The 26,087-nt window shown below is 73.4% G+C and carries 21 protein-coding genes; 7 read left to right on the forward strand and 14 right to left on the reverse strand.

Features of this window, described 5'->3' with window-relative positions:
- Positions 1–9: 9 nt before the first annotated feature.
- The 7 genes from uxaC to AB0J36_RS07865 all read left to right on the forward strand — a co-directional run bounded on the left by uxaC (position 10) and on the right by AB0J36_RS07865 (position 9,320).
- Positions 10–1,443 (forward strand): glucuronate isomerase, encoded by a 1,434-nt coding sequence (gene uxaC / locus AB0J36_RS07835; protein ID WP_357169846.1) that lies wholly within the window; start codon positions 10–12, stop codon positions 1,441–1,443.
- Positions 1,440–2,744 carry an enolase C-terminal domain-like protein gene (locus AB0J36_RS07840; RefSeq protein ID WP_363660295.1) on the forward strand — a complete coding sequence of 435 codons (1,305 nt, stop codon included), beginning with the start codon at positions 1,440–1,442 and terminating at the stop codon, positions 2,742–2,744. Before uxaC ends, AB0J36_RS07840 begins: the two co-directional genes overlap by 4 nt.
- Positions 2,735–4,228 (forward strand): mannitol dehydrogenase family protein, encoded by a 1,494-nt coding sequence (locus tag AB0J36_RS07845; RefSeq protein ID WP_357169840.1) that lies wholly within the window; start codon positions 2,735–2,737, stop codon positions 4,226–4,228. Before AB0J36_RS07840 ends, AB0J36_RS07845 begins: the two co-directional genes overlap by 10 nt.
- Positions 4,229–4,289: 61 nt before the next feature.
- The gene (locus AB0J36_RS07850) at positions 4,290–5,468 is read left to right on the forward strand and encodes a Gfo/Idh/MocA family oxidoreductase (protein WP_363660296.1); all 1,179 of its coding nucleotides are present in this window, start codon (positions 4,290–4,292) and stop codon (positions 5,466–5,468) included.
- 55 nt (positions 5,469–5,523) lie between these two features.
- Positions 5,524–6,873 (forward strand): pectate lyase, encoded by a 1,350-nt coding sequence (locus AB0J36_RS07855; RefSeq protein WP_363660297.1) that lies wholly within the window; start codon positions 5,524–5,526, stop codon positions 6,871–6,873.
- An 81-nt stretch (positions 6,874–6,954) separates the two neighbouring features.
- Positions 6,955–7,683 (forward strand): HD domain-containing protein, encoded by a 729-nt coding sequence (locus AB0J36_RS07860; RefSeq protein WP_357169831.1) that lies wholly within the window; start codon positions 6,955–6,957, stop codon positions 7,681–7,683.
- Positions 7,684–7,832: 149 nt separating this feature from the next.
- Entirely contained in the window at positions 7,833–9,320 is a 1,488-nt protein-coding gene (locus tag AB0J36_RS07865; RefSeq protein ID WP_357169828.1) for an FAD-binding protein, read from the forward strand.
- Between the two features lie 306 nt (positions 9,321–9,626).
- On the opposite strand, the gene AB0J36_RS07870 is transcribed toward AB0J36_RS07865, so the two are convergent.
- The 14 genes from AB0J36_RS07870 to AB0J36_RS07935 form a co-directional block, all read right to left on the reverse strand.
- Entirely contained in the window at positions 9,627–10,397 is a 771-nt protein-coding gene (locus AB0J36_RS07870) for a BTAD domain-containing putative transcriptional regulator (protein ID WP_357169825.1), read from the reverse strand.
- Positions 10,398–10,534: 137 nt separating this feature from the next.
- The gene (locus AB0J36_RS07875; RefSeq protein WP_363660298.1) at positions 10,535–11,662 is read right to left on the reverse strand and encodes a hypothetical protein; all 1,128 of its coding nucleotides are present in this window, start codon (positions 11,660–11,662) and stop codon (positions 10,535–10,537) included.
- A gap of 13 nt (positions 11,663–11,675) precedes the next feature.
- Positions 11,676–14,021 carry a hypothetical protein gene (locus tag AB0J36_RS07880; RefSeq protein ID WP_363660299.1) on the reverse strand — a complete coding sequence of 782 codons (2,346 nt, stop codon included), beginning with the start codon at positions 14,019–14,021 and terminating at the stop codon, positions 11,676–11,678.
- 11 nt (positions 14,022–14,032) lie between these two features.
- Positions 14,033–15,469, reverse strand: a complete 1,437-nt coding sequence (locus AB0J36_RS07885) for a baseplate J/gp47 family protein (protein WP_357118189.1) — start codon at positions 15,467–15,469, stop codon at positions 14,033–14,035.
- Positions 15,462–15,965 carry a hypothetical protein gene (locus tag AB0J36_RS07890; RefSeq protein WP_363660300.1) on the reverse strand — a complete coding sequence of 168 codons (504 nt, stop codon included), beginning with the start codon at positions 15,963–15,965 and terminating at the stop codon, positions 15,462–15,464. The genes AB0J36_RS07885 and AB0J36_RS07890 overlap by 8 nt, the downstream gene beginning before the upstream one ends.
- 1 nt (position 15,966) lies before the next feature.
- The gene (locus AB0J36_RS07895) at positions 15,967–16,290 is read right to left on the reverse strand and encodes a hypothetical protein (RefSeq protein ID WP_363660301.1); all 324 of its coding nucleotides are present in this window, start codon (positions 16,288–16,290) and stop codon (positions 15,967–15,969) included.
- A gap of 10 nt (positions 16,291–16,300) precedes the next feature.
- A complete protein-coding gene (locus AB0J36_RS07900) occupies positions 16,301–18,328 on the reverse strand; it encodes a hypothetical protein (protein ID WP_363660302.1) in 2,028 nt (675 codons plus the stop codon).
- Complete coding sequence (locus AB0J36_RS07905; protein WP_363660303.1) at positions 18,325–18,972, reverse strand: hypothetical protein; 648 nt, start codon at positions 18,970–18,972, stop codon at positions 18,325–18,327. The genes AB0J36_RS07900 and AB0J36_RS07905 overlap by 4 nt, the downstream gene beginning before the upstream one ends.
- A complete protein-coding gene (locus AB0J36_RS07910; protein WP_053659787.1) occupies positions 18,972–19,472 on the reverse strand; it encodes a hypothetical protein in 501 nt (166 codons plus the stop codon). Before AB0J36_RS07910 ends, AB0J36_RS07905 begins: the two co-directional genes overlap by 1 nt.
- 2 nt (positions 19,473–19,474) lie before the next feature.
- The gene (locus AB0J36_RS07915) at positions 19,475–20,953 is read right to left on the reverse strand and encodes a hypothetical protein (RefSeq protein ID WP_363660304.1); all 1,479 of its coding nucleotides are present in this window, start codon (positions 20,951–20,953) and stop codon (positions 19,475–19,477) included.
- A complete protein-coding gene (locus AB0J36_RS07920) occupies positions 20,950–24,171 on the reverse strand; it encodes a hypothetical protein (protein WP_363660305.1) in 3,222 nt (1,073 codons plus the stop codon). Before AB0J36_RS07920 ends, AB0J36_RS07915 begins: the two co-directional genes overlap by 4 nt.
- Positions 24,172–24,173: 2 nt before the next feature.
- Positions 24,174–24,428: a hypothetical protein gene (locus AB0J36_RS07925; RefSeq protein WP_357169801.1), complete on the reverse strand. Its 255-nt coding sequence runs from the start codon at positions 24,426–24,428 to the stop codon at positions 24,174–24,176.
- A 28-nt stretch (positions 24,429–24,456) separates the two neighbouring features.
- Positions 24,457–24,885 (reverse strand): hypothetical protein, encoded by a 429-nt coding sequence (locus tag AB0J36_RS07930; RefSeq protein WP_355051244.1) that lies wholly within the window; start codon positions 24,883–24,885, stop codon positions 24,457–24,459.
- Between the two features lie 16 nt (positions 24,886–24,901).
- Positions 24,902–26,071 carry a hypothetical protein gene (locus AB0J36_RS07935; protein ID WP_357118171.1) on the reverse strand — a complete coding sequence of 390 codons (1,170 nt, stop codon included), beginning with the start codon at positions 26,069–26,071 and terminating at the stop codon, positions 24,902–24,904.
- Between the last annotated feature and the right edge of the window lie 16 nt (positions 26,072–26,087).

Consider the following 26,087-nt stretch of genomic DNA (forward strand, 5'->3'; position numbering starts at 1 on the left):
AGGAGCCCCGTGCCGACGTCCGACCACACCGACCTGCTCCTGCCGGCCGAGCCGGGCCAGCGCGCGCTGGCCCGGGAGCTGTACGCCCTCGCGGCGCGGCAACCGATCATCTCGCCGCACGGGCACGTCGACCCGGCCCTGCTCGCCGAGGACCAGCCCTTCCCCGACCCGGCGCGGCTGCTCATCGTGCCCGACCACTACCTGACGAGGATGCTGCTCAGTCAGGGCGTACCCCCGGGCGACCTGGGGGTCCCCACCCGCGACGGCAGCCCGGTCGAGGCCGACGGGCGGGTGATCTGGCGGCGCTTCGCCGCACACTGGCACCTGTTCCGGGGCACCCCGTCGCGGCTCTGGCTGGAACAGACCCTCCGTACCGTCTTCGGGGCGCACACCCCGCTGCGTCCCGACACCGCCGACGCCCTCTACGACGAGATCGCCGCGCGGCTCGCCGAGCCGGAGTTCCGGCCCCGGGCGCTGTTCGAGCGCTTCGGGATCGAGGTCCTCGCCACCACCGAGTCACCGCTGGACGACCTCGCGGCGCACGCCAAGCTCGCCGCCGACGGCTGGGGTGGGCCGGGCGGTCGGGTGGTCACCACCTTCCGCCCGGACGACGTGGTGGACATGGAGTTCGACGGCTGGTCGGCCAACGTGGCGCGGCTCGGCGCGCTGGCCGGCGAGGACACCGGCACGTACCCCGGCTATCTGGCCGCGCTGCGGGCCCGCCGGGCCGCGTTCGTCGCGGCCGGGGCGACCTCGTCGGACCACGGGCACCCCACCGCGCGCACCCTGGACCTGAGCCCGGCGCAGGCCGCCCGCCTCTACGACCGTGGGCTGCGCGGCGCGGCGGACGCCGCCGACGCGGAGGCGTTCCGGGCGCACATGCTGATGGAGTTCGCCCGGATGTCCCTCGACGACGGACTGGTGATGCAGCTGCACCCCGGCGCGGTGCGCAACCACAACCGCTGGCTGTACGAGCGGCACGGCCGGGACGTCGGCGGCGACGTGCCGCAGGCCACCGAGTACGTGCACGCGCTCGCCCCGCTGCTGTCCCGCTACGGCAACGACCCCCGGCTGACGGTGGTGCTCTACACCCTCGACGAGGACACCTTCACCCGCGAGCTGGCGCCCCTGGCCGGCGGGTACGCCGCGCTGCTGCTCGGAGCGCCCTGGTGGTTCCTGGACTCCCCCGAGGCGCTGCGGCGGTTCCGGGAGACGGTCACCGAGAGCGCCGGCTTCTACAACACGACCGGGTTCGTCGACGACACCCGGGCGTTCTGCTCCATTCCGGTACGCCACGACGTGGCCCGCCGGGTCGACGCCGGCTTCCTGGCCCGGCTGGTCGCCGAGCACCGGCTCGCGATGGACGAGGCCGCCGAGACGATCGTCGACCTGGCGTACCGGCTACCCAAACGGGTCTTCCACTTCGAAGGGTCGAGCCAGTGACCACCACCATCACCTCCGTCGAGGTGCACGACGTCCGCTTCCCCACCGCCGCCCGGGGCGACGGGTCCGACGCCATCAACCGGGGCGACTACTCGGCGACGTACGTCGAGCTGGGCACCGACTCCGGGCCGGTGGGCGCGGGGTTCACCTTCACCAACGGCCGGGGCAACGAGATCACCTGCGCGGCGGTGCGGGCGCTGGCCCACCACGTCGAGGGTCGTACGGTCGAAGAGATCGCCGCCGAGCCGGTGGCGTTCTGGCGCTCGCTCAGCGCGGACGTGCAGTTGCGCTGGCTGGGCCCCGAGAAGGGCGTCATCCACATGGCGACCGGGGCGCTCGTCAACGCCGTGTGGGACCTGCGGGCCAGGATCGCCGGCAAGCCGATGTGGCGGTTCCTGGCCGAGCTGCCCACCGACGACCTCGTCGCCAGCGTCGACTTCCACCACATCAGCGACGCGCTGACGCCCGACGAGGCGGCGGCCATCCTCGACAAGGGACGCGACGGCCTGGCCGACCGGTTGGCGACGCTGGAACGGGACGGTTTTCCTTCGTACACCACCTCGGTCGGCTGGCTCGGCTACCCCGACGACAAGGTGCGGGCGCTGACCCGGCAGGCGTACGACGACGGCTGGCGGGCCATGAAGATGAAGGTTGGCGGCCCGCTCGCCGACGACCTGCGCCGGGCCCGGATCATCCGCGCCGAGATCGGCCCGGACGCGCTGTTGATGATGGACGCCAACCAGGTCTGGGACGTCGACGAGGCGATCACCGCGATGACCGCCCTCGCGGAGGTGGACCCGTACTGGATCGAGGAGCCGACGCACGCCGACGACATCCTCGGGCACGCCCGGATCAACCGCGCCGTCGCCGAGCTGACCGACGGCCGGTGCCGGGTGGCCACGGGTGAGGTCGCCGCCAACCGCGTCATCTTCAAGCAGTTGCTCCAGGCCGACGCGATCGGCGTGATGCAGGTCGACGCGTGCCGGGTCGGCGGCGTCGACGAGGTGCTGGCCGAGCTGCTGTTGGCGGCCAAGTTCGGGGTGCCGGTCTGCCCGCACGCGGGCGGCGTCGGCCTCTGCGAGTACGTCCAGCACCTGGCGATCTTCGACTACCTGCGGGTGGGCACGAGCCTCGACGGTCGGATGATCGAGTACGTCGACCACCTGCACGAACACTTCGTCGACCCGGTACGCACCCGCGGCGGCCGGTACCTGCTCCCGGAGCGCCCCGGTTACAGCGCCACCATGAGACAGTCGTCGATCGCGGAGTACCGGTTCCCGGACGGTCCGGCATGGCGGTGACCGTCGGCGCGTCCCGCCTCGGCCTGGGGGTGCTGCGCCACCTGCCCGTCGACTCCCGCCCCCTCGTGCGGCCGGGCACCGTGCCGACGGGCGTCGTACACCTGGGGTTGGGGGCCTTTCACCGCGCGCACCAGGCGGTCTACACCGAGGCGGCGGTCGGCGCGGCCGGCGGCGACTGGGGCATCGTGGCCGTCGCCCCGCGCAGCGCCGCCGTGGTCGACGCGCTCGCCGCCCAGGACAACCTGTTCAGCGTGAGCGCCCTGTCCGCCGCCGACGCCACCACCCGGGTGGTGGGCGCGCTGAGCGGCGTACGGCACGCGCCGAGCGATCCGGACGCCGTGGTGGCGTTGCTCGCCGACCCGGCGGTCCGCGTCGTGACGCTCACCGTCACCGAGAAGGCGTACCAGCTCGACCCGGTGACCGGCCGGTTGTCGCCGGACTCCGCGCTCGCCGCGGACCTCGCCGGTCATCGGCCCCCGGCCACCGTGCCGGGTCTGCTGCTGCGCGGGCTGGCGGCCCGCGCCGCCGCGGACGCCGGACCGGTCGCCCTGGTGAGCTGCGACAACCTGCCGGCCAACGGCCGACGGCTGCGCGGCCTGGTCGACCAGGCGATCGCGCGGGCCGCCGGGACGCCGGCCGGGTTCGTCGACTGGGTGGCCGCCAACGTGACGTGCCCGGGGACCATGGTGGACCGCATCGTGCCGGCCAGCACCCCGGAGACCATCGACACGGCCCGTCGGGCGCTCGGCGTCACCGACCTGGCCGCGGTGGCCGCCGAGCCGTACGCGCAGTGGGTCATCGAGGACGACTTCCCCGGCGGACGGCCGGGCTGGGAACACGCCGGGGCGGTGCTGACCGACGACGCCGGGCCGTGGGAGCGGTTGAAGCTGCGCGCCCTCAACGGTGTGCACTCGGCCGTGGCGTACCTCGGCGCGCTGGCCGGGCGGGAGACCATCGCGGACGCCCTGGAGATCCCGCACCTGGCCGACGTGCTGCGCCGGCTGATCGCCGAGGACGTCGCGGCCAGCTTCACACCGCCGGACGGGGTGCGGGTCGTCGACTACGGCGAACAGGTCCTGGCCCGGTTCGGCAACCCGGCGATCCGGCACCGCACCCTCCAGGTCGCCACCGACGGGTCGCAGAAGCTGCCGCAACGCATCCTGCAGACCATCGCCGACCTGCGCGCGTCCGGACGGTCCGCGCGCTGGGGCGCGCTGGTCGTGGCGTCCTGGTTGCGCTTCGCGCTGGGGTACGCCGACGACGGCCGCCCGCTGCCGTTGCAGGACCCGCTCGCGGGGCCGATCCGGGCCGCCCTGGACGCCGGCGCGCAGAGCCCGGCCGGCGCGGTCGACGCCGTCTTCGCGCTGCGCGAGGTGATCCCGGCCGAGGTCGCCGAGGACGACGAGGTACGCGCCCAGGTGACCGCCTGGCTCACCGCGCTCGGACGACACGGCGTCGAGGCGACCCTGGCCGGCGTCCGGTGAGCCGGGCGGCCCCGGCCGGGAGGGCGGCGCTACCGGCGGTGGCGCTATCGGTCGGTGTCGCGTGAACGGGTCGGTGCCGCCGACGACGGTGGCGGTGATCGGGGCGAACGGGCACGGTCACTGGCACCGGCGGGTGATCGCCCCGCTGCACGCCGACGGCCGCCTGCGACTCGTCGCCCTGGTCGACGTCGCACCGGTGCGCGACGAGCGGGAGGCGCCCGTGCCGCCCGGCGTCGGCGTGTTCACCGACCACCCGACGATGCTCGCCGCCACCCGCCCGGAGGTGGTGGTGATCTGCACTCCGCCGCACACCCACCTGCCGATCGCCCGCGACGCCGTCGCGGCCGGCGCGGACCTGCTGCTGGAGAAGCCGCCGGTGCTGTCGCTGGCCGAGCATCACGAGCTGACCGACGCGCTCGCGGCGGCCGGCCGGGTGGCGCAGGTCGGCTTTCAGGCGCTCGGTTCGGCGGCGCTGACCGCGCTGACCGACGCGGTGGCCGCAGGCCGGTTGGGCACGGTCACCGGCATCTCCGCCGTCGCCGCCTGGCAACGGCCGGACGCCTACTACGCCCGCTCCCCGTGGGCCGGTCGACGAAGCGTGGACGGCCGGCCGGTGCTGGACGGCGCGCTCGTCAACCCACTCGCGCACGCGGTAATGCAGTGCCTCGCGGTCGCCGAGGCGCTGGGAGGGGCGCCACCGTGGCCGGCGGCGATCGAGGTGGAGCGCTACCGGGTCCGGCCGATCGAGGTGGAGGACACGGCGGTGCTGCGCGTCCGTCTCCGCGCCGGCCCACCCGTGCTGGCGGCGGTCACGCTGGCCTCCGCCGAGTTCGTGGCCGGCGAGCTGGTGGTGACCGGCAAGAGCGGCCCGGCGTCGCTGGAGTACCCGACCGACCGGCTGCGCCTGCCCGGCGACGCGGTGACCCGCCGCGTCCCCGGTCGACGGGGCCTGCTGGAGAACCTGCTCGCCCACCGGATCGACCCGGTCGGGGTGCCGCTGATCGCGCCGCTGGCCCGTACCGCGCCGTTCACCGCCCTGCTGGACGCGCTGCGGGCCGCCCCCGAGCCCCGACTGCTCGACGGGGAGCTGGTCGACGGGGTGGGCGACGGAGACCAGCGCGTCCGTCACCTGCGCGGCGTGGCCGACGTGCTGCGCGCCTCGGCCGAACGCGGGGCGCTGCCGAGCGAGTGGGGCGTGCCCTGGGCGACTGCCCCGTATCGCACCGAACTCGCGGAATAGCACCTCCGGACCCGACACGACGCCATCGGACACCTCAGCAGAACGGAGCGAAGCGATGCGCAAACCCCTCATCGGCGTACTGGTGGTCGCCCTGCTGCTCGTCGCCGCACCGGCCGCCGCCCACCCCGACGTTCCGCCCACCGACCGGCTGTCCTGGTCGGCCCGCCACCTCGGTCGGCAGGCCTTGCCCGAGCGCGACGGCTGGGCGGCCGAGGGCGACGGCACCACCGGCGGCTCGGCGGCCACCGCCGAACGGACCCGGGTGGTGCACAGCCGGGCCGAGCTGGTCGACGCGCTCGGCGGTGACAACGCCACCAACGCCACCGATGCCACGCCGAAGCTCATCTACGTGGACGGTGCCGTCGACGGCTTCGAAGCACCCGACGGTACGGCGCTGAGCTGCGCCGACCTGGCCGACCCGACGTACCGGCTGGACGCCTACCTGGCCGCGTACGACCCGGCGGTGTGGGGTCGGGTGGCCCCCGCCGGGCCGCTGGAGGAGGCCCGGGTGCGGTCGGTGGCGAACCAGACCCGCCAGACCCAGATCAACGTGGGCCCCAACACGACGATCGTCGGGCTGCGCGGGGCCCGGCTGACCGGCCTCACCCTCATGATCGACCGGGCGTCGAACGTCATCGTGCGAAACCTGACCTTCGTGGACGCCCGGGACTGCTTCCCCGCCTGGTCGCCGACCGACGGCGAGACCGGCAACTGGAACAGCCAGTACGACCAGATCTCGGTACGTCGCAGCGAGCACGTCTGGGTCGACCACGACACGTTCACCGACGGCGACAACCCGGACAGCGCCCAGCCCAGCTACTTCGGGCGGCCCTACCAGGTGCACGACGGGTCGTTGGACGTCACCCACACCGCCAGCGGAGTCACCGCCACCTGGAACCGGTTCATCGGGCGGGACAAGCTGATGCTGATCGGCTCGTCCAACACTGTCGGGCCGGACGTGGGCCGGCTCAAGGTCACCCTGCACCACAACCTCTTCGACGGCGTCCTGCAACGACTGCCCCGGGTGCGCTTCGGTCAGGTCGACGTCTACAACAACCACTACCGGCTCGGCGGGGACGGCTTCCAGTACGCCCTCGGCGTCGGGGTCCAGTCGGCGATGTACGCGGAGAACAACTTCTTCACCCTGGATCCGGCGGTCGACCCGGCCGACCTGCTCTACGACTGGGGTGGCACCGGGCTGACCGAGCGGGGCTCCTGGGTGCGCCAGGGCACCGGCCGGGCCCGGCCGGTCGACCTGCTGGCCGCGTACAACGCGGTCCACGATCCCGACCTGGCCGCCGACGCGGGCTGGACGCCCACCCTGCGTCGTGATCCCGTGCTACCGACGCCGCTGGTCCCTCTCGTGGTGAATCCCCTGGCCGGGGCCGACCGGTTGCCGATCTGACGGCTCGACCCGCCGGAGTTCGTGGTCGGGTCGACGACGTAAGGGCTCATCGATGTGGTGAAGATCGGCTATAAGTGACGCATGGACTTCCCGCCGCACCTGGGCAGCATGCCGATGCACGCGATCACCGAGATCCACGGCGAACCGGGCCTGCTGGAGCGCTTCCGGCTGGAGATCCAACAGTTCGACGACGCCGCCCGCGAGCGGTTGACCGCCGCGCTCGACCTGGCCGCCGAGTTGCACCGTGACGACCGGCGCGTCCGCGAGCCGTACCTGAACCACCTGCTGCGGGTGGCGATCCGACTGATGCACCACTACCAGGTGCGCGACGTGGACGTGATCGTCGCCGGCCTGCTGCACGACGCGGTCGAGGACCACCCGGTCGAGCTGGCCGGCGACGGCGCCGGCACCGACCCGACCGGGGCCGCGCTGGCCGCGCTCGCCGTGCGGTTCGGGACGCGTGTCGCGACGCTCGTCGCCGCCGTCACCAACCCGGTGTACGACCCCGAGCGGGACCGCAACACGCAGTACCGGGAGCACCTGGCGGTCAGCCTGGACCGCGAGCCCTGGGCCCGGGTGATCAAGGTGTCGGACTTCACCGACAACGGCGTCGGCGTGATCCACACGGTCGGGCCGAAGGTCGTCTCGTCGGCCCGTAAGTACCGGCCGCTGGTGCCGCTCTTCCGGGATCTGATCGGCCGGCCGGACACGCCGTTGTCGGCGGGGGTCAAGCGGCACATCTTCGGTCAGCTCGATCTTGCCGAGGAGCGGTTCAGCGCCATCCTGGACCAGCCCGCGCACGCCAACTGACCTGCCGTCGCGTCACCCGACCGGGTTCTGTGACAAGTTCTCGGATCTGCGCCGCAGCCTGCGGAATTACGGTGGTTTTGCGTCAGTTGGGAGGCAAAGGTCCTCTCGGTCGAATCTCTGACGCGACCCCCGTCGAGAGGATTCGGACCATGCGCGACCTTTCTCGTCGCGATCTGCTCAGGGCGACGGCCGTCGGCGCCGGAGCGATCGCCCTGCCCGGCGTGATGGCTGGCAGTTCGGCGGTGGCGGCGGACGGCCCACCCGTCGGCGACACCTACCCGCCCGCGACGTTGACCGGCCGGATCGTCCGCCCCCAGAGCCCCGACTACGCGGAGGCGAGCATCGGCTGGGACGAGCTGTTCGTGCGCTACCCGCTGGTCATCGTCTTCGCTCAGGAGACCCAGGACGTCGTCAACGCCCTCACCTGGGCTCGGCAGCACGACGTGGCGCTGCGGGTACGCAGCGGCCGGCACAGCCTGGAAGGTTGGTCGAACGTCGACAACGGCCTCGTCATCGACGTCAGCGAGCTGAAGGACGTCCACATCGACACCGCCACGCGCACGGCGAAGCTCGGCGCGGGGCTCAACCAGTCGGAAGCGATCACCGCGCTCGGGGAGTACGACCTCGCGGCGACGACCGGAACGGAGGGGACCGTCGGCCTGTCCGGCGCGACCCTCGGTGGCGGCTTCGGGTTCCTCACCCGCTACCTCGGCATGGCCTGCGACAACCTGATCGGGGCGGAGATCGTCGTCGCGGCGGGCGCCAACGGCGCCAGGGTGCTCGAGGTGGACCCGTGGAACCACGCGGACCTGCTCTGGGCGCTGCGCGGCGCCGGAAACGGCAACTTCGGGATCGTCACCTCCCTGACCTACCAGGTAGCCCCGCTGGAGAGCGTGGCGTACCTGCAGGCGACCTGGTCGGGCCTCGACGACCTGCACGACGTCTTCGACACCTGGCAGCGCGTCGCGCCGTTCGCCGACCCCCGCCTCGGCAGCCAGGTCGAGATCCACCCGACCGAGATCCTGGTGTTCGGGGTGCTCGCCGAGGGATCGGAGGCGGAGGTGAGAAGGCTGCTGGAACCGCTGCTCTCCATCGGCAACCCCGAGGTCAGCGTGCAGATCGGCGGTTGGAGCGAGACGTACGCCGGATTCCAGGTCCCGAACGACGAAGAGCCGGCGAAGTGGAAGTTCTTCTCCCAGTTCACCAGGGAACCCTTCCCGACAAGGGCGATCAGCATCGTCCGCGAGTTCATGGAGAAGGCGCCGTCGCCGGACAGCAACTTCTTCACCCAGGCGTTCGGCCGGGGCGCCCAACGGCAGGAGCCCTTCGGCGGCTCGGCGTTCCCGCACCGTGACGCGCTCTTCTACTCCGAGCCCGGCGCTGGTTGGGGCACCCGCGGCGAGCCGGACAGCGGCGACGCCATCACCCCGATCGCGCAGACCTGGATCGCCGAGTTCAGCCAGGCGCTGCGACCCTACGTGGACGGCGCGTACGTCAATGTGCCGAACATCGGCATGGCGGAGTGGGAGGAGGCCTACTGGGGGCGCAACTTCCCGCGACTGCGCAAAGTCAAGGCGAAGTACGACCCGCACAACGTCTTCCAGTACGAGCAGAGCATCCCGCCCGCGACCCACTGACCCGGCTGACCAGCGGCCCGCCCGCCCGCCAACCGACGCCCCTACCCCACCCCCTCGCGCGTCCCTTGCTCTGCTTCAACGGAGGCAACACTGACGGCGTCTCAGTGTTGCGCGGGTTGAAGCAGAGCAGAGGGCGCGCAGGAGACCCGTGGCCGCCGCCCACGGGCGGCCGGGCTGACTGAGCGGACTGTTGGCGGGGGCAGACCGACGGCCGGGCAGGAGCCAGACAGGTAGCGGCCAGGCCAGACAGGTAGCGGCCAGGCGGGACACGCGCGGGCGCGTTGTCGGTATGGGTGGTGCGGTTGCTCAGGGATACGGGACCGCGGCGCCGGAGCGGCCAGCCTGCACCAGACGCTCCAGCCAGGGTGTCGGAGCGACGCCCAACTCCCGGCCCAGGTCGGCGCGGAACAGCTCGAACCGTCGCACCGCCTCGTTGATGTTGCTTTCGGCCAGGTGCACCGCGATCAGCGCGCGGGTGGCGCTCTCCCGCAGCGGCTCCAGGTGCACGGCGGTCAACGCCACCTGCACCGCCTCACTGAAGCGTCCCTGGGCGGTGAGGCGTTCGGCGAGAGCTTCCAGCGCGTACAGCCGGGTCTGGCGCAGCCGTTCCCGCTCCGTCAGAACCCAGTCGTCGTACCAGCCAGGCAACAGCTCGCCGGTCGCCAACGCCGGCACGGTGCCCACGGGTGAGCCGCCGGCCAGCAGGACGGCCGCCGCCGTACTCAGGGCGGCCACGTCACTCGTGACGTCGGCGGCCAGGGCCAGCCCGTCGTCCTCCTCGACCAAGGGCTCGGGCGTCACCCGGTGCAGCCGCCACAGCATCGTGCGCAGGTTGGCCCGCGCCCGATCCTCGTGGGAGGCGGGCCAGAGCGTCCCAGCAGCCTCCGAGCGGGCACACCGCTGGCGTACGCCGAGGTAGGCGAGCAGCCGCCGGGCCCCCTGCGGCACCACCACGGACCGGCCGTCGCGTTCCAGCGCGAAGCCGCCGAGCAGCCGCAACGCGTACCGACTCGGTCGCACCGCCCCGGTCTCCGGCGCCCCGGAGCGCAGGTCGTACCTCGCCTCGTGAACTGCCATCCGCGCGCCCTTCGTGCCCGATCGCCCCGTGGGATTCTCACGGTCGGGTGTGGAGGGTCGGTACGCCAGCGCAGTGTCGTCACACCGACCCGGCGAACGGCGCGGATCAACCGTTCGCCGGAGTCGTCGCCGGCCGTTCAGCGCAGCTTGCTCAGCGTCTGGGCGTACCCGGTCCACTCGGCGGCGTCGCCGGCCTCGGCGCGTACCCCGGCCTCCTTCATGATGCCGAGCACCCGCTCGGCCGGCGCCTCGGCGAGCTTGCCCAGCGTGCTGATCCCGGCGCGGGCCAGCGCGGCGCGGGCCTTGGTCGGCACCCCGGCGAGCATCGCGATGTCGGCGTCCGCGACGTTCTCCAGCCCCGCGTCGACGCCGAGGGCCGCGGAGACCGCCGACTGGGCCCCGACGGTGGTCCGGACCATGACGGCCTCGCGCTCGCTGACCTCGGCGATCATCGCGTCCAGGCTCGGGTAGCTGCTGTCGGCCGGCAGCACCTTGAGCACGTCGCGGATGCTCCGGCCATCGGCCACCTCGTCCTCGCCGAAGAAGCGGATGAACTCGACCACCTTCACCTCGCGCGGGAAGCGCTGCCGCACGTCACCGTGCTCGACGGCGTAGCGGGCGACCTGGGCGGCGCCGCGCACCTTCGGACCGACCACCACGTCCACGCCGAGGGTCTCCACGGCGGGCAGCACGATCGTGCCGGCCTTGGTCTGCCAGATGCTGACCTTCTTGTCCATGAACATCGTGGTGCCCATGTACTTGCCGAAGTCCAACGCGCCGATGTAGTTGGGGATCTGCTCGAAGGTGTACGGGCCGGGCACGATCTTGTTCTCGTGCACCGTCGAGTGCAGCCGGTTGATCTCGGCGCGGATCTCGTCGAGCAGCCGGCGCAGGCTCACCCGCATCGCCGCCATGCAGGTGAACGCCTTGGCCAGGTCGGTGCCGAGGTGGTCCAGGTCGTGCTCGATGCGGTGGAAGCGCTCGTTGAAGCCCTGCTCCCCCGGTGTCTGGCCGGCCTGCACGACGTCCTCGCCGTCCACCCAGTCGGTGTGCGCGAACGTGCGGGCGAACGGTGGTGGGGCGCAGCCCGGCTCCACCGCCGGGAACGACTCGGCGTAGCTGAACACCCGCTTCGCGGTGCCGACGTTCTCGTAGATCCAGGAGGAGACCAGCACGCTGGCGTCCGAGGCCGGGATGCCGTTCCTGGTGAACGCCTCGTACAGCTCGGTGACGGTCACCCCGTCGTAGTTGATCTCGTTCGCCATCGTGGTGTCCCTCTCAGAGCTGGTCGTACACGCCGCGGTGCCGGCGCTGCTGGAAGGTGCGGAAGGTCCGGGCGACGGCCGGGCGCAGCGGCTCGGCCGTCCCGTCGTCGTCGAGGTCGACGTGGTCACGGCGAATGCCGAAGGTGTTGATCTCCACCCCGAGCGGGCAGATCCTCGTCAGGGTGTTCATCAGCCGCTCGTACTGCTCCAGGGTCAACGTCACCCCGTCGGGCAGCTCGACCCGGAACTCGTACGGATCGGTCCGGCCGGTCCGCACGTAGGAGAGCGCCACCACGGCGACCAGGCCGGCGTGGGTGGGGCGCAGCGCGGTCCGCGCGCCGACCGCCTTGATCTCCGCCGTGCCGCCGCCGAGTCCCACCGTGTACCAGCGGAACCCGGTGGCCCGGCGCTCGCTCAGGTTCACCCCGGCCTGCGGCAGGCCGATGACGCCGCACACCAGCAGCACCCGGTTGCCCGTCTCGACGAGCGGAAGCACGGCGGCGAGGTGCTGGTCGCGCAGCAGCCCCACCAGCCGGGCCAGCCGGTCGGCGGCGGCCGGTTGGCCGGCGATCAGCGCGGACGCCAGCGCGGCCGGCAGTTCGATGGTCTCCACCAGCTCGTCGGGGAGGCGGTTCAGCGCGGCCACCACGGGCACCGGGTCGCGTACCGCGGGTAGGCCGGCGGCGGCGAGGACCGCGTCGACCGGCTGCCCGGCGGGTCGGGTCGGCACGGCCGCCCACCGGGTGCGGGCCGCGGCGTCGGTCAACGGCGACCACGCCGTCTCCCCGGCAGCCACCCAGGCCGTGCGTGCCGCGGCCAGACCGGCCAGCAGCAGGGCGTTGCCACCCGGGTCGCCCGGCGCGTGGAACTGCGCCTCGACCGGCGCGTCGACGCCCACCGGGGCGGTCAGCGGCGCGGTCACCGCGAGCCCCCGGGTGGGCAGGTGCGACAGGTACATCACGGTGGTGCTGACCCGGTGCGTCGTCGGCAACCCGCAGACCCGCCACAGCCAGGCCAGCTCGCCGTCGGCCGAGACGGTCGGCACGCCGGCGGCGCGGGCGGCGACGATGAGCGCCTCGGCGGTCCGGTCGGCGGTCACCGTCCGGCCGGTGTCCAGCACCCGGTTACGCAGGTCGGTGGCCTGCGCCGGGGTCGGCCAACTCACGTCGACGCCGAGACCCAACTCGTAGCGGCTCCCACCGGCGTCGTCCTGGGCGCGGCTGACCTGCCACACGATCGTCGAGCCGAGCGCCCGGCACACCCGCCCCGCACGGTCCAGGGCGGTCGCCAGCGGCGGCGCGATGCCGTGCGAGCTGTCGAAGGTGTACGACTGACGCAGGCTCGCCCGCAGCGCCGTGACCTCGGCGAGGCGGCTGGCCGGCAACGCCCGACCGGCGTGGACGGTGTTGTTCGGCGGGGTGTTGGCGGGCAACACCAGGCGGTCGCGGCGCAGTTGGGCGAGGAAGTTGGTGCGGTGCTGCGGGTCGCCGACGGCGACCAGCCGGACCGCCACCGCGAACTGGTCGTCGTCCTCGCGCAGCGTGAAGCGCGCCCCGCCGGGCAGGTCGGCGAAGAGGCCCGTGTTCGGGTCGGTGTCCGCGCCGGGGCCGTTGAGCAGCCGGCGTACCGCGCCCGGGGTGGGCAGCAGGAACCGCCGGTACAGCCCGAGCCGGTGGGCGTACGCGTCGTCCGGCTCGCGGGCCGGTGGGGGCAGGCGTCGGGCGTACACCTCGCCGTTTGTCGGCTCGTGCACCAGCTCGTCGACGAAGCGGGCCACCCCGACGTCCGCGCCGATCCGGTCCAGCGCGTCGCGCCGGGCGTGCGCCAGGGTCCGGTACGCGTGCACCTCCCGGGCCGCCCGACGCAGCCGGTGCTTCTCGTACGACACCAGGTAGAGCAGGCGACCCAGGTTGCCCTCGACCACGGCCAGCTCGACGAGGGCGGGGAGCGCGGTGCCGGTAAGCGCCAAGGCGGCCGTGCCCTCGACGGCCCGCTCGGCCGACACGGCGACCGCGAACGGCGCGACCAGCGGCTCGTCGGCGGTGTCCGGCACGTACGCCGGCACCGACGCGCCCTCGGCGGACCAGGGCGCGAACACCACCGGCGGCAGTACCCGCTGCCCCGCGCCGCCCGGGTCGACGGTGACCGTCACCCGGACGGTCTCCTCGGCCAGGTCGCGGCGCAGCACGACGGTGAGCAGCGGATGCCGGCTGGTCCAGTCCACGGCGGCGGCACCGGTGGTGGCGAGCGGCACCACGACCCGCCGGACGGTTCCCGGATAGGGGCCCTCCAACTGGTCGATCAGGTTGCGCTCGACGGACGGGTCGACGCCGTCCACGGGTACCCGGATGTCGGTCATCGCGCCCCCGCTCAGACGATCCGGAACGGCCGGGGGTCGTCCCGGTCGACGTAGACGGGCACCTGGTTGGCGGCGAGCACCGCGTTGTCGCCGACCGGCAGCCGCTGCACCCCGTCGCCGGTGGGCGCGCTGCCGGTCACCACCACCGCCGAGTCGGCCGGGAAGCGGACCAGCCGCAGGTTGCGCACGTCGGCGACGCCCGGCTCGTTCATCAGCGTCCAGATCACCTCGGCGGCCCGGACCGGCTCGCCGAAGGGCAGTTCGTCGACGTACCGGCGTAGCCGGGCGTGCAGCCGGGCGCGCAGCTCGGTGGCGGCCGTGGAGGCGTTGATCGTCTCCTTCGAGCCGGTGGGCAGCGGCAGGCCCCGGATCACCAGGTCCGCCTCGACGCCGATGCCGACCTCGTCGGCCCGGTCCACCGAGGCGAAGATGCCCACCGGGCGCAGGTCCTCGATGACCGACTCGACGGCGGCGTGCAGCCCGTCCGGCCCGTCCCAGATGGCGGCGGCGGTCGGCGCGACGAGCACCGTGACGTAGTACGGGTTGCCCAGGTCGCGTTCGGTGCTGAAGACCCGCTCGATGAAGTTGAAGTTTCCGAAGATGGACTGGTTGAGGTCCAGTCCGCCCCGGCCGTCGAAGACCTGCACCTGGCGTACGCCGGGCACGGTGGCCACCGCGAGGCCGATCGCCTCGGCCGTCCAGATGGAGCGGGGCGCGGCCAGCAGCAGTTGCCGGTAGCGGGCGTCGGAGACCTGCTGTTCGCCGCCGGTGAGCGCGACGGTGTGGGTGATCTCGACCAGCTCCTTGCCGGCGGCCTGCTCGGCGTCGTCCAGGTCGGCCAGCAGGGTGTCGGCGCGGTTCCAGCGGTCGATCTTCTGCTGCGGCTGGGTGGGGTCGAGGTTGTGCGCGGGGCCGGGATAGAAGGCGGCGACGGCCGGTTCGCGCTCACCGACGGCGGCGGAGAGCACCACTGTCTCGTCCAGGGCCACGTGGTGCCCGCCGGCTGTGGACAGTCGGGCGCCCCGGGGCAGCGTGAGCTGTGGGTGGCCGGTCGGCAGCGCGGCCTTGAGCTTGAGCTTCACCGTCCCCCGGGCCGGCAGGTACGGCCGGGGTATGCCGAGTTCCTCGCCGAGGCGGGTCAGCGCGTCGGCGGTCGCGGACACCACGAAGGAGTTGTCGTAGACCGCGCCGAGCGCGGCCCACATCCGGGCGTCCTCCAGGGCGGCGAGTTCGAGGACCTTGCGCAGCACCGCGCCGCTGGTCAGGTCGACGTCCTCGCCGAAGAGCAGCCGGGCGGTGGCCAGCTTCTCGGCGAGCAGCCGGGCGAAGGACTTGGGCACGAAGCCGGTCTCGACGATGCCGAAGCCCGTCGAGCCGGTGGCCCGCAGCGCGGCGGCGTCGACGGCGAGGACGTCGGCCAGCTCGGCCGGGAGGGTCGGGTCAGACACTTGGCAGCTCCCCGAGGCGCACCGAGAGCCGGTCGTCGGTGATGGTTTCGAACTGGACCTGGACCTGGAGGGTGCGCGAGGCGCGCAGCGCGGCGGCCGACGCGTCGTCGGCACGGCCCGCGCCGAGCCGGCCGTCGTCGAGGTTCACGTCGACGATCTTGCGGACCCGCGGATCGCGGTCGAGCAGGGTGATGATGCCGATGCGGACCTGCTCGCGGATGAGGTTCGGCTCGATCTGCTCGGCGAGGGCGTTGAGCCCGTCGAAGCCGAACGTCGCGTCGAAGACGTTCGAGCCGCGCAGCGTGGTCAGCGCCACCGCGAGGCTCTGGGCCACGTTGCCGGTGCCCTCGACCAGCGCCCACGTCCGGCCGTTCGGTCCGTCGTCGAAGACGATGTCCCGGGCCAGGTCGACGCCGGGCATGGTGGGTTCGAAGGCGAGGCCCCAGCCGAGGTAGCGGCGCTGGGCGGCCTGCCGTTCGCGCTCGGTGCGGTCCACCTCAGGCCGCCTTCAGCTTGCTCTGCCCGGCGCTGGCGGACAGTCCGGGGCTGGAGCCGTCGGTGGCGCCGCTGAGCGAGTCCAGCGCCACCCCGGCCCCGCCGACCGTGAGCTTGCCGGCCGCCCCGGTCGCGGACGTCACCGTGCTGCACTGCTTGGTGGAGTTGCTGGTGGTGATGGTGCAGCCGGCCACCGACTTGCCGTTGACGCCGTCGAGGCGGACCACCGGCTTGTGGTCGACGGTCAGCTTGCCCTGCCCGGTCGGAGAGACCTTCCCCTGGTTGGGGCAGTGCACGTCGCTCGACGTGGTGAGCACGAATGCCATGTCGCTCTCCTCAGTGGACGTTCATCGCGTTGCTGACCTGGACGTCGACGTCGTCGGCGGCGATGCTGACCGTGCCGCCGCTGATGTTCACCGCGCCGTTGCCGGCGTCCAGGTCGATCTGGGTGGCGGTGATGGTGATCGAGCCGTCCTGCTTCATCACGATCGAGGACCCGCCGGCGGCGTGCTCGATGGTGATGCTGTCGGCCTCGTCGGCGCGCGCCGGGCGCTGGCCGCGACCCTTGAGCTGGGCCCGACCCACCCGCACGGTCAGCTCGCCCAGCTCGATGACCCGGTTGCCGTCGCCGTCGGTGAGGTCGTGCGCCACCTTGCCGTCGTGGTCGGCGGGGGTTGCCGTGTCGGCGATGGATGAGCGGCTGCTGTCGGCCACCCCGACCGGCAGGGACAGCCACCAGTCCCCCGGCTCGGAAACCGGGGCGTGCCCGGTGGGCCAGAGCGCGCCCACCTCGACCGGGTCGTCCGGTGCGCCGTTGCGGTAGGCCAGCGCCACCCGGGTGCCCGGGTAGCGGGGCAGGATCAGCCCGCACCCGCCCCAGGCGAATGGGGTCAGGTAGGTCACCCCGGGCAGCGGAGCGGGTTGCTGCCGGCGTACCGGCAGGCGGCGGGAGCCGTTGGGGCGGCCGTCCGGGCGAACGAGGCCCTCCCACACCGTCTCGGTCTGGGCGGGCGGCTCGACCGCGCCGCTGGCTTTGGTGGCGACCGCGCGTACCTCGCCGATCTCCAGGCCGCGCGTCTCACCCCGGGCCGCGCGGGCGGCCCGGCGCACCGCCTCGGCGGCGGCCACCCCGGGTGACGACGCCGGGCCGGCCGGCTCGGCCGTCCCCACACCGGACGCGTCGCTCCAGGTGTCCCACGCCTGGGCGCTCGACGCGACCTCCACGCCCTGCACCACCGTGACGAAACCGGCGGTACGCGACAGCGTGTGCCGGGCGGCGCTGAGGTAGAGCAGCTTCGACCCCGCGCCCAGTTCCCCGGTCGACGGGGCGAACGGCGCGGCGAACGAGCCGAGCAGCGCCGCGCCGACGCTGCCCAGCGTGGTGGCCTCGTCGGTGGGGGGCGGATCGAAGCGCACCAGGTCGCCGGGCTTCAGGTCGGGGCGGCCCTTGAGGGTCAGCGTCCACGCCCGGCGGCGCGGCGCGGCGGTGCCGCCGGTCTCGGTGGCCGCGTACGGGTCGGTGTCCTGGGTGCCGTTCTCGGTGCAGGCCAGCAGACCGGTGGCGAGGGTCAGCGGCTTCGGCTCGCCCTCCGGGTACGGGATGGGACGCTTGCCGACGTGCACGGTGCCGTCGCGGATCAGCAGCATCCCCCGCCCGTACGCGTTGAGGGACTGCTGCAAGGCGCCGCCGAGACGTTCCAGGGCGGCGCGGTAGAGCAGCCCCGCCCCGAAGGCGACCCGCTCGTCGCCGGCCGCCTCGGTCGCGCCGCGGGTCATCGTGCCGTCCGGGTTGGCGCCCCATCCGGTCACGTCCACCCGGGTCCGCTCGCCGATGGCGCGGATCGCGGCGGTGAACGTGGCCGCCTCGAACCGTTCGGCGACCCGCTGCCCGAGCCGGGCGTACGCCTGCTCGACGAGGGTCAGCTCGGTGTCGTACGTCCGCTCGCCGGTGAGCCGGCGCACCTTCGTGACCCGCAGGACGGCGACCAGCGCCTGGGTCAGCTCGGCCGGGGTCGGGCCGGCGTTCACGCCGACCAGGTTGGTGAAGAACGCGCCGACGGAGGTGTTGGCGTCGCGCCAGTACAGGTGCAGCTTCGCCACCAGCGGCGGTTGCCCCTCGGCGGTGCGCAGCGCGGCGAAGTGTTCGTCGACGAGCCCCTGCACGGTGACCGTGTACGCGCCGGGGCCCAGCCCGTCGGGCAGCGCGGCGTCGATGGCCGCGTAGTAGTCGGCGCTGGACAGGGTGAGCGCGGCGTCCGGGCTGATGCCGGTCGGGGTCTCCCGGTGGAAGGTGATGGTCCAGCCGGCGTCGTTGCCGACGGCGCCCTGGCGTACCTGGCCGGTCTGGAACGGCGTGAGCGTCACCGCAGCACCCTCCGCATCTTCTTGTCGAGCAGGTAGCGGTAGCGCAGCCGGGCGGGACCGAGGTCGGACTCGACGCGCTGCGCGGGCGGCCGGCGACGCCAGACGAACTCGTTGATCGGTGGTGGCCCGAACTGGTCCACCGCCCGGTCGGCGGGCCGCCAGGCCACGGTCAGGTACGAGCCGTAGTCGCCGGAGCCGCGGACCGTCCCGGCGTGCAGCAGCCAGGCCAGCACCAGCACCTCGACGGCGACCGGGGTGACGCCGGGGGCGGTGGGTGTGCCCGCGTCGGGGCAGACCCGGCGCAGGCCGGTGGCGAGCGGCACCGAGCCGAGGATGCGGGTGCCCTGGCGGACGACGAGACGCAGCGGCACCCGCCCGACCAGCGCCGGTGGCCGGGACGTGGCCGTCGGCGCGGGTCGGGGCGCGAGGTCGTCGGCGGAGCTGCTCACCACGGCGAGCGGATCGGTGGACAGCCACTGTCGGGCCAGGCCGGTGGGCAGGATCAGCACCGCGTGCACGCCCGCGCCCAACTCGACGCGGTGCGGCAGGCCGGCGGTGAGGCTCTGCCGCACCTCGGTGAACCCGTCGGGCACCTCGATCGGTGTCTCCGGCAGCAGGTAGCGGTCGATCGGGAATGGTGGCATCAGTTGCCCAACCCGTCGGCGAGCGCGCCGACTCCGATGCTGGCCACGTCGAGCAGCTTGCCGAGCAGGCTGGGACGGGGCACGTGGACGAGGGTGATGGTGGTGTCCAGGACGTCGCGGCGGGCGGCCGAGGCGTTGAAGGTCAGCGACTGCACCTGCATGTCGGTGCGGATGGTCATGGAGGTGACCAGGATCAGCCCGCCGAACTTCCCGCCGGAGTACGCCGCCAGGGCGGTGCCGCGTTTGCTCGCCTCGGCCATCGTCTCCAGGGCGAACTTCCAGGCGTAGCGTTCCGCGCCGACGAGCACCCCGGTGAGCGTGATGGTGTCGTCGTGGGTGGCCACGATGGCCTTGTGGGCGGTGGAGCCGATCGGCGGCAGGTGGTACGTCTGCGCCAGGGAGATGGCGGTGACCGCCCACAGGGGGATCGGCAGCACGCCGTCGCTGATGATCGCCGACGGCACCGTGCCGTACCGCATGAAGCTGCTGGTGATCGCCATGCTCAGCGTCCTCCGGTGGGTGGCAGCGGCACCGGCGTGCCGGTGGGTTCGACGGCCAGGCCGAGGTCGCGCAGGGCCTGGGTGATCTCGCGGACCTCGCCCGCGGCGCTGGTGACCCGCAGCCGCAGCCGGCGCTCGGCCAGGGCGGCGCTGATCCGGGCGGGCCGGGTGGACGCGGAGCCGCGCCGGTTGATCCGGTCGATCTCGGCGGCGGCGTCCTCCATTCGGGAGATCGCGTCGAGGATGCGCGGATCGGGGGTGAAGCCGGGGTCGTCGCGCTGGAGGCGGGCGATCGCCTCGCGGAAGTCGGCGGCGTCGCGGCGCAGGTTGACCACGAGGTTGTCGGTGAGCGCGCTGACCCCGCTGACGCTGGCGGCCCGGTGCGACTTGTCGTCGACGAGCCACACCCAGCCGTCGTGGCCGATGCCGACGAGGTCGGTGCCGGCGACCTTGACGTTGGCGTCCGGTCCCTTGAGGAACAGCTCGATGCTGCTCAGCGAGAACGCCGCGCTGTACTCGCCGAGGACGCCCCGGCCGTAGGTGACCATGTCGTGGCGCAGGTAGGCGCGGAAGCCGGGGCCGTCGTCGGCGCGTCCACCGCCGTCGCGGAAGCGCCGCCAGAGGGTGGCCAGCGCCTCCGGATTGTGCACGGCGAGCTGCTGGGTGAGCCAGACGTCGCCGCCGGCCACGACCGCCCGCAGGTCCGGATCGCCGATGCGGGCGAGGGCGTCGGCGAGCCGGGCGTCACTCATCTGCAGGCCGCGCGAGCGCGCCCGACCCAGGTCGTCGATGGCGGTGCGCAGCCGGGCCAGCTCGTCGGGGGTGAGCCGGCCGCCGAGGCGGGTCTGGAGGTCGGCGACGGCGGTCCGTTTGCCGGCCTCACTCTCGGCGGCGACAGCGCGCCACAGCGCGGCCGGTTCCAGCTCGGCGGCCCGGCGCAGCGCCGCCTGCCGGTCCGCCGGCATGGCCCGGAACGCGTCACCGACGATCGCGGCCGGCTCGACGTGCCGGCCGGCGGCCCCGCCGCCGCCGTCGAACTCCCGCAGCAGCGAGTCGGCGTACGCGCCCGCGTCGTCGGCCAGCCGCAGCGGCGCGTCACCGACGATGCCCTCGCGGGGTCGGCTCAGCTCGCGCATCTCGGTGCTGAGCTGGTCGAAGTACTCGCCGAGGGTCGCCACCCGCACCCCCTCGGGCAGGGTGCCGCCCTCCAGCACGTGGTCGAGGATCGCGGCGATGTTGTCCCGCAGCACGGCGATGCGTTCCAGCCGGTTGAGCGCGTTGCCCAGGTGCAGGTCGCCGACGTCGTCGACGATGCGGCGGATGAGGTGTTCCAGTAGCCGCCGGGAGCGCACCTCGCCGGCCTCGCTGTGCTCGGCGATGGTCCGCATGAAGCGCCGCAGCCGGGGGTTCGCGTCGGCGGCGGCGTGCACGGCGGCGGCGTCGAGGAACCGGCCGGCGCGGAACCGGCGGGGCCCGGTCACGGCCGCACCACCGGCACGCGCGGGCCGGCGGCGGCACCGCCGGGCTGCGAGTCGAGCACCATGAGGATGAACCGGGCGCCCTCCGGGCCGCCGACGGCGCCGCTGAGCATCGCCTCGCGCTCCACGTAGGCGAGGATCGGCTCCATCAGCTTCTGCACGACGCGTTCCAGCACCTCGTTGAGCAGGATCTCGGTGAGGAACCCCTGGAGCAGGTCGCGGGACGCGGCCTCGACGATCTGTCGGGTGACCCGGCGTACCACGTACCCCCGGGCGGCGCGCAGCCCCGCGCGGACGCCGAAGCGCAGCGCGACCCGGCCGCCGCGCACGGCCGCGCCGCCGATGGTGCCGGCCTCCGGGATCAGCGACATCGCCAACCCGAGGTACGCGGCGAACAGCTCGACCTCGATCTCGGTGCGGGTGAGCACCAGCTCCGGGTCCAGCATCGAGGAGTAGAGGCGCTCGCGTTGGTGGGCGTGTGCCACGTCGACGGCGGCGACGGCGACCCCGACCACGAAGCCCAGCGGCGGGCAGAGCAGCGACAGCGCGATGATCCCCACCATGACGGCGAAGGCGCTCAGCGCCTCCCGGCCCAGCTCGGTGCTGAACAGGCTGTCGACGCCGGTGGTGTAGTAGGGGTTGCCGCCGAAGAACTCGCCGAGCTGCTGGTGGGTGACGAGGTGGATGCCCTGCAACGCGTAGCGTCCGCCGGGGATCGTGGCCGACGGGATGTGTTCGCTGATCCGGCTGGACCGGAAGGCGAAGTGCGCGTCGGTGCGGGCGCGGCCGAGCATCTCGGTGTTGTGGCGTCGCATGTCCTGCAACACCCGCCACAGCTCGTCGCGGATCGCCGACCGGTTGCCGGCGAAGCGGGCCAGCACGTCGGGCAGGTCGCTGATCTGCTTGACCAGCGGGTCGACGCCCTCGGCCTCGCCGCGCTGGATGACCAGCGCCTGTTCGATCTCGCCGAGGGTCCAGAGCACCGCGTGCGAGTCGCGGATGCGGGTGACGCCGTCGCGTTCGACGATCTCGCCGGCCGCGCCGGGGCTGGTCAGGGCCGCCTCGGTGGCGAGGAACGCGCTCGAGATGGCGCGGGCGGCCCCGTACCAGGCGGTGGACGGGTTCAGCATGCTCAGCGTGGCGACGGCGCCGCCGCCGAGGTCGGTGTGCTCTTGCGTCCACCGGGCGGCCTCGTGGCGGCGCAGCCGCTCGCGCAGCCCCTGCAACTCGGCGTAGTCGGTGAGCTGGGAGACGATCAACCGCTCGAAGATCGGCGCGTACGCCTCGAAGCGGGCGATCCGCGCCTCGATACCGTTCCGCGAGCTGAGCAGGAGTTGCACCAGCATGGCCTGGCTGCCGACGACGAACAGCTCACCCACCGCGGCGTTCACGGCCGGGCTGAGCGCCTGCGCGAAGTGCAGGTTCCAGGACGCGGACGTGTCGATCCAGCCGCCCTGGATCCGCGCGAAGTGCTCGGGCTGGCGGTAGCGGCGCATGACGAGTTGGGCGAGATGGTCGAGGCGGGGCACGACGCCGGCCAGGTGACGCAGGAACTGCACGGCCGGCGAGGCGACCGGTCGGAAGTCCAGCGGGCCGAGTCGCCCGCTGCCCTCGGGCACCGGCCGGGTGAACGCCTCCCGCTCGGCCGAGCCGACGAGCAGGCTGATCGCGGCGGCCCGGCCGCGCAGCACGGCGGCGGCCTGGAGGCAGAAGTTCGCCGGGTAACGGCACGGCTCGCCCATCTGCAACCGGAACGCGATGTCGTCCATCAGTCGGCGCAGCTCGTCGCCGTCCGGGCCGAGCGCGGCCAGCTCCGGCTCCTCGTTGAACGACGCGCAGGCGGGCATCGTGGAGTGCCCCGCCCCGACGGCGGGGAACCGCCGCCCCTCTACGCCCGGCGGTGCGCTGGGGCTGCTCGGGTCGAAGACGAAACCGCCCCGCCGGGCGGCGGTGCCACCGTCGCCGGTGCCCCCGGCCCCGCCACCGGGACCGCTACCCGTGCCGAGGCCGCCCGAACCGGTTCCGCCCGGTCCACCGCCACCCGGGCCGCTGCCCGCTCCGCCGCCGGCTCCGTTCCCCGTGCCGACTCCGGTGCCCGTGCCGGCCCCGCCGCCGGACGGCGCGTTCGGATCGGGCGGGGCGGCCGGGCGCTGCTCGACGCTGATCGGCAACAGGTTGGCCGTGCCGGTGAAGTGCAGCGTGGCGTCGGTCTCCTCGGTGCTGACCAGCAACAGGGAGACGCCGCCGATGTCGACCACCACCAGGCTGGTCGGCGTGGCCCCGCCCACCGACGCGAGGATCGCGTCGACCCGCCGCGTCACCTCGGCGTCGACGGCCCGCTCGATCTGCGCCTGGTACTCCTCGACGCTGGTGGTCTCGCCGCGCGGCGAGGCGATCCGCAGCCGCCGCCGGATGTCGCCGCTCAACTCCTCGTCCACCATGGCGACCAGGGCGCTGCGGTCGGCGACCGGCCGCCGCTGCACCGTCCCGGGTTGCGGGCTGGGCACCCGCGCCTCGACCTCGAAGTGGGGTTGCGGGGTGGCCCGGAACACCGTCTCGCCGAACTGCTCGAAGGTCAGGACCGACAGTGGAGTGGTGGTCACCATGATCGCCCAGACCGGGCGGCCGTCCACGTCGATGACCCGGGCGATGATCCCCTGCGGGGCGCCCGACGGGAGGCCGCCGTGCTGGCGTACCGCCTCGCGGGCCAGCTCGGCGAAGTGACCGGCCAGGTAGGCGGCCGGGCGCAGCAGCCACTGGTAGGTCACCCGCGGCGGCTCGGGGCCGTCCACCGGCACCTCGGCGGCGCCCCCACCGGCGTCGTAGGACGGCACCCGGTACACGGCGAGCAGGTGGCGCATCCGCTGCGGGTCGAACAGCTCGGTGGCCGGTTCGCTCAGCGGCAGGGGCACCCCGGGCGGCAGGCCCGGGTCGAGCCGCGCGGCGGCGACGACCTCGTCGACGCGCCGGCGCAGCCGGGCCTCGAAGGCACGCCGCTCGTCCGGCGTCACGTGCTCCCGGGCCGCGCCGGTCCAGCGGAACTCCGGCGCGTCGGTGCGTACCTCCAGGTAGCCGCCGTGTGGCGCGACCGCCTCCTGGCGGGAGCGTTCCAGGGCGCGGGCCAGGGCGGCGGCGAGCGCGTCGGTGACGGCCTCCGGCCGCTCGGTCACCGACCGCGCGTCCAGCCGGATCCGCACCGGCACGTGCACCGAGATGGCCACCGTCAGAACCGCCCGTCCAGGTGCTCGGCGAGGCGGGCCAGCGCGAGGTCCGCGAGCGCGTCGGCGTCGAACGCGCCGCCGGCCGCGACCACCTCGATCTCCACCGGGAAGTGGTACGCGATGACGGCGCGATCGTCCTCGGTCACCTGCTCGGCCTCGGCCTCGCTGCCGGCCGCCGGCAACACCAGCTCGCCCGCGTGCACCAGGGCCAGCCCGGTACGGGTGACCCGGGCGGCGCGGCCAGCTCCGGTCGCCATCTGTTACCTCCGGTTGATCCTGGTGCGGTTACGGCAGGACGGACGGGTCGCCGGTCTTCGGGTCGACCGAGGCCGCCAGGCTGAAGCCGCTGAACGTCGCGGCCGGCGCGCCGGAGATGGTGGCGGTGGTCGGGGTGGCGCTGGTGATCAGGCAGTCCTGCAACACGAAGGACGAGAACGCCCAGTCGTCGCCGGTGTGCTCCAGCAGCGCGATGTCGAACAGCTCGCCGTCGAGGGCCAGTTTGGTGAGCCGGCCGGCGACGTCCCCGATCGCCTTGACGGTCATCGTGAAATTCATCGACACGGGCGCGTGGATGGCGCCCATGTGGGTCACCTCGCACGAGTGCAGCGCCTCGACGTTGAGCGAGAAGGACGGGCTGAACGAGTCGATCGGGCTGATCAACACCGTCTCGGTGCCCTTGGTGTACTGCACCGCGAGGCGGGTCTTCCACTCCATGGTCTGGTTCCTCCGGTCAGAACTTGGCCACGAGCGTGACCAGCAGGCGGCTCACGGCCGGGCCGTAGGTGACGGTGACGACGAGGTCGACGGTGCGGTCGGCCCGGGCGGTGGTGACGATCGACGTGTCGGTGGCGGTACGGGCGACCTCGGGGATGGTGAGGATGTCCAGCACGGGGATCTCGATGCGGTAGTCGTCGATCACGGCCTGCCGCTTGAGCGGGCCGAGGATGCCGTCCACCTGGGTCTTGAGCAGGGTCATGCCCGGCTTGGTGATGCGGGCGTCGCCGACCAGGCCGATGAGTCCGGCGCGGAGCATGAACTCGATCTGATCGAGGGTGCGTACCAGGTCGACGTGCAGCAGGCTCGCGTCGGTGGTGAAGAGCCGCCCGTCGGCGAAGTGCAGGCTCTCGCCGGTGATCAACGTGGGGTCGATGATCGGGGTGAGGTTGGCCTCGGAGAGGCCCTTGATCTCGGCCGGGCTGTACTGCTTGGCCACCGGGATGGCCACCCCGCGGATCTTCTTCAGCACGATGCTGTGGTGCACCGGCAGCCCGGCCACGGCGGCCATGGCGGCGGTGGCCGCGTCGCCGTCCGCGCCCCGGGCGGCGATCATCAGCATCCGGCTGGTGCTGCTCTTGAGCGGGTTCGCGGCGGTGGTGATGTCGGTGACGTAGGTGGGGCTCTTCTCCGTCGCCGGGTTGACCATGGCGAAGCCGATGCGGCGTTGGCCGGCAGCGGACATCGTCTCCACGTGCGCCTTGAGCGCGTGCAGCCCGGTGGGCGCGCCCGCGCCGGCAGGGTTGCCGACGGTCGACTCGTTGGCCAGCGACACCATGGTCACGTCGTCGGCGGCCTCCAGACCGCTGAGCGCGGCGGCGTAGTCGTCGCCGGCGACCTTGACGCCGTACACCTTGGCCGGGCGCGGGTCCTGCAGGAACGCCAGTTCGAGCGAGTTGTAGAGGGCGTTGCGGACCACGTTGCCGGCCTGTCGGCGGGCGAAGTTGGTCACCGCGTCGTCGAGGGTCTCGATCCGGACCGGGGTGTTGGCCGGGGCGGACCCACCGTCGGCCGTGGACGGCGTCTTGCCCACCACGGCGATGACGCCCGGCGAACGCTGGGCCAGCGGCGCCGGGGGCGGCACGATCCGGACCTCGATGAACGGGAATGCTGCTGTCGGTGCCACGGGTCCTCCCGGACGA

The sequence above is a fragment of the Micromonospora sp. NPDC049662 genome, assembly GCF_040675055.1.
In the GTDB taxonomy this organism is placed as follows: Bacteria; Actinomycetota; Actinomycetes; order Mycobacteriales; family Micromonosporaceae; genus Micromonospora.

Bases quoted from the DNA above. Each gene is read 5' to 3' on its own strand.
- AB0J36_RS07905 (WP_363660303.1), bottom strand. From the start codon at position 18,972: ATGCCACCATTCCCGATCGACCGCTACCTGCTGCCGGAGACACCGATC.
- AB0J36_RS07930 (WP_355051244.1), bottom strand. From the start codon at position 24,885: ATGGAGTGGAAGACCCGCCTCGCGGTGCAGTACACCAAGGGCACCGAG.
- AB0J36_RS07875 (WP_363660298.1), bottom strand. From the start codon at position 11,662: ATGGCGAACGAGATCAACTACGACGGGGTGACCGTCACCGAGCTGTAC.
- AB0J36_RS07860 (WP_357169831.1), top strand. From the start codon at position 6,955: ATGGACTTCCCGCCGCACCTGGGCAGCATGCCGATGCACGCGATCACC.
- AB0J36_RS07895 (WP_363660301.1), bottom strand. From the start codon at position 16,290: ATGGCATTCGTGCTCACCACGTCGAGCGACGTGCACTGCCCCAACCAG.
- AB0J36_RS07845 (WP_357169840.1), top strand. From the start codon at position 2,735: ATGGCGGTGACCGTCGGCGCGTCCCGCCTCGGCCTGGGGGTGCTGCGC.
- AB0J36_RS07925 (WP_357169801.1), bottom strand. From the start codon at position 24,428: ATGGCGACCGGAGCTGGCCGCGCCGCCCGGGTCACCCGTACCGGGCTG.
- AB0J36_RS07910 (WP_053659787.1), bottom strand. From the start codon at position 19,472: ATGGCGATCACCAGCAGCTTCATGCGGTACGGCACGGTGCCGTCGGCG.
- AB0J36_RS07865 (WP_357169828.1), top strand. From the start codon at position 7,833: ATGCGCGACCTTTCTCGTCGCGATCTGCTCAGGGCGACGGCCGTCGGC.
- AB0J36_RS07870 (WP_357169825.1), bottom strand. From the start codon at position 10,397: ATGGCAGTTCACGAGGCGAGGTACGACCTGCGCTCCGGGGCGCCGGAG.
- AB0J36_RS07855 (WP_363660297.1), top strand. From the start codon at position 5,524: ATGCGCAAACCCCTCATCGGCGTACTGGTGGTCGCCCTGCTGCTCGTC.
- AB0J36_RS07880 (WP_363660299.1), bottom strand. From the start codon at position 14,021: ATGACCGACATCCGGGTACCCGTGGACGGCGTCGACCCGTCCGTCGAG.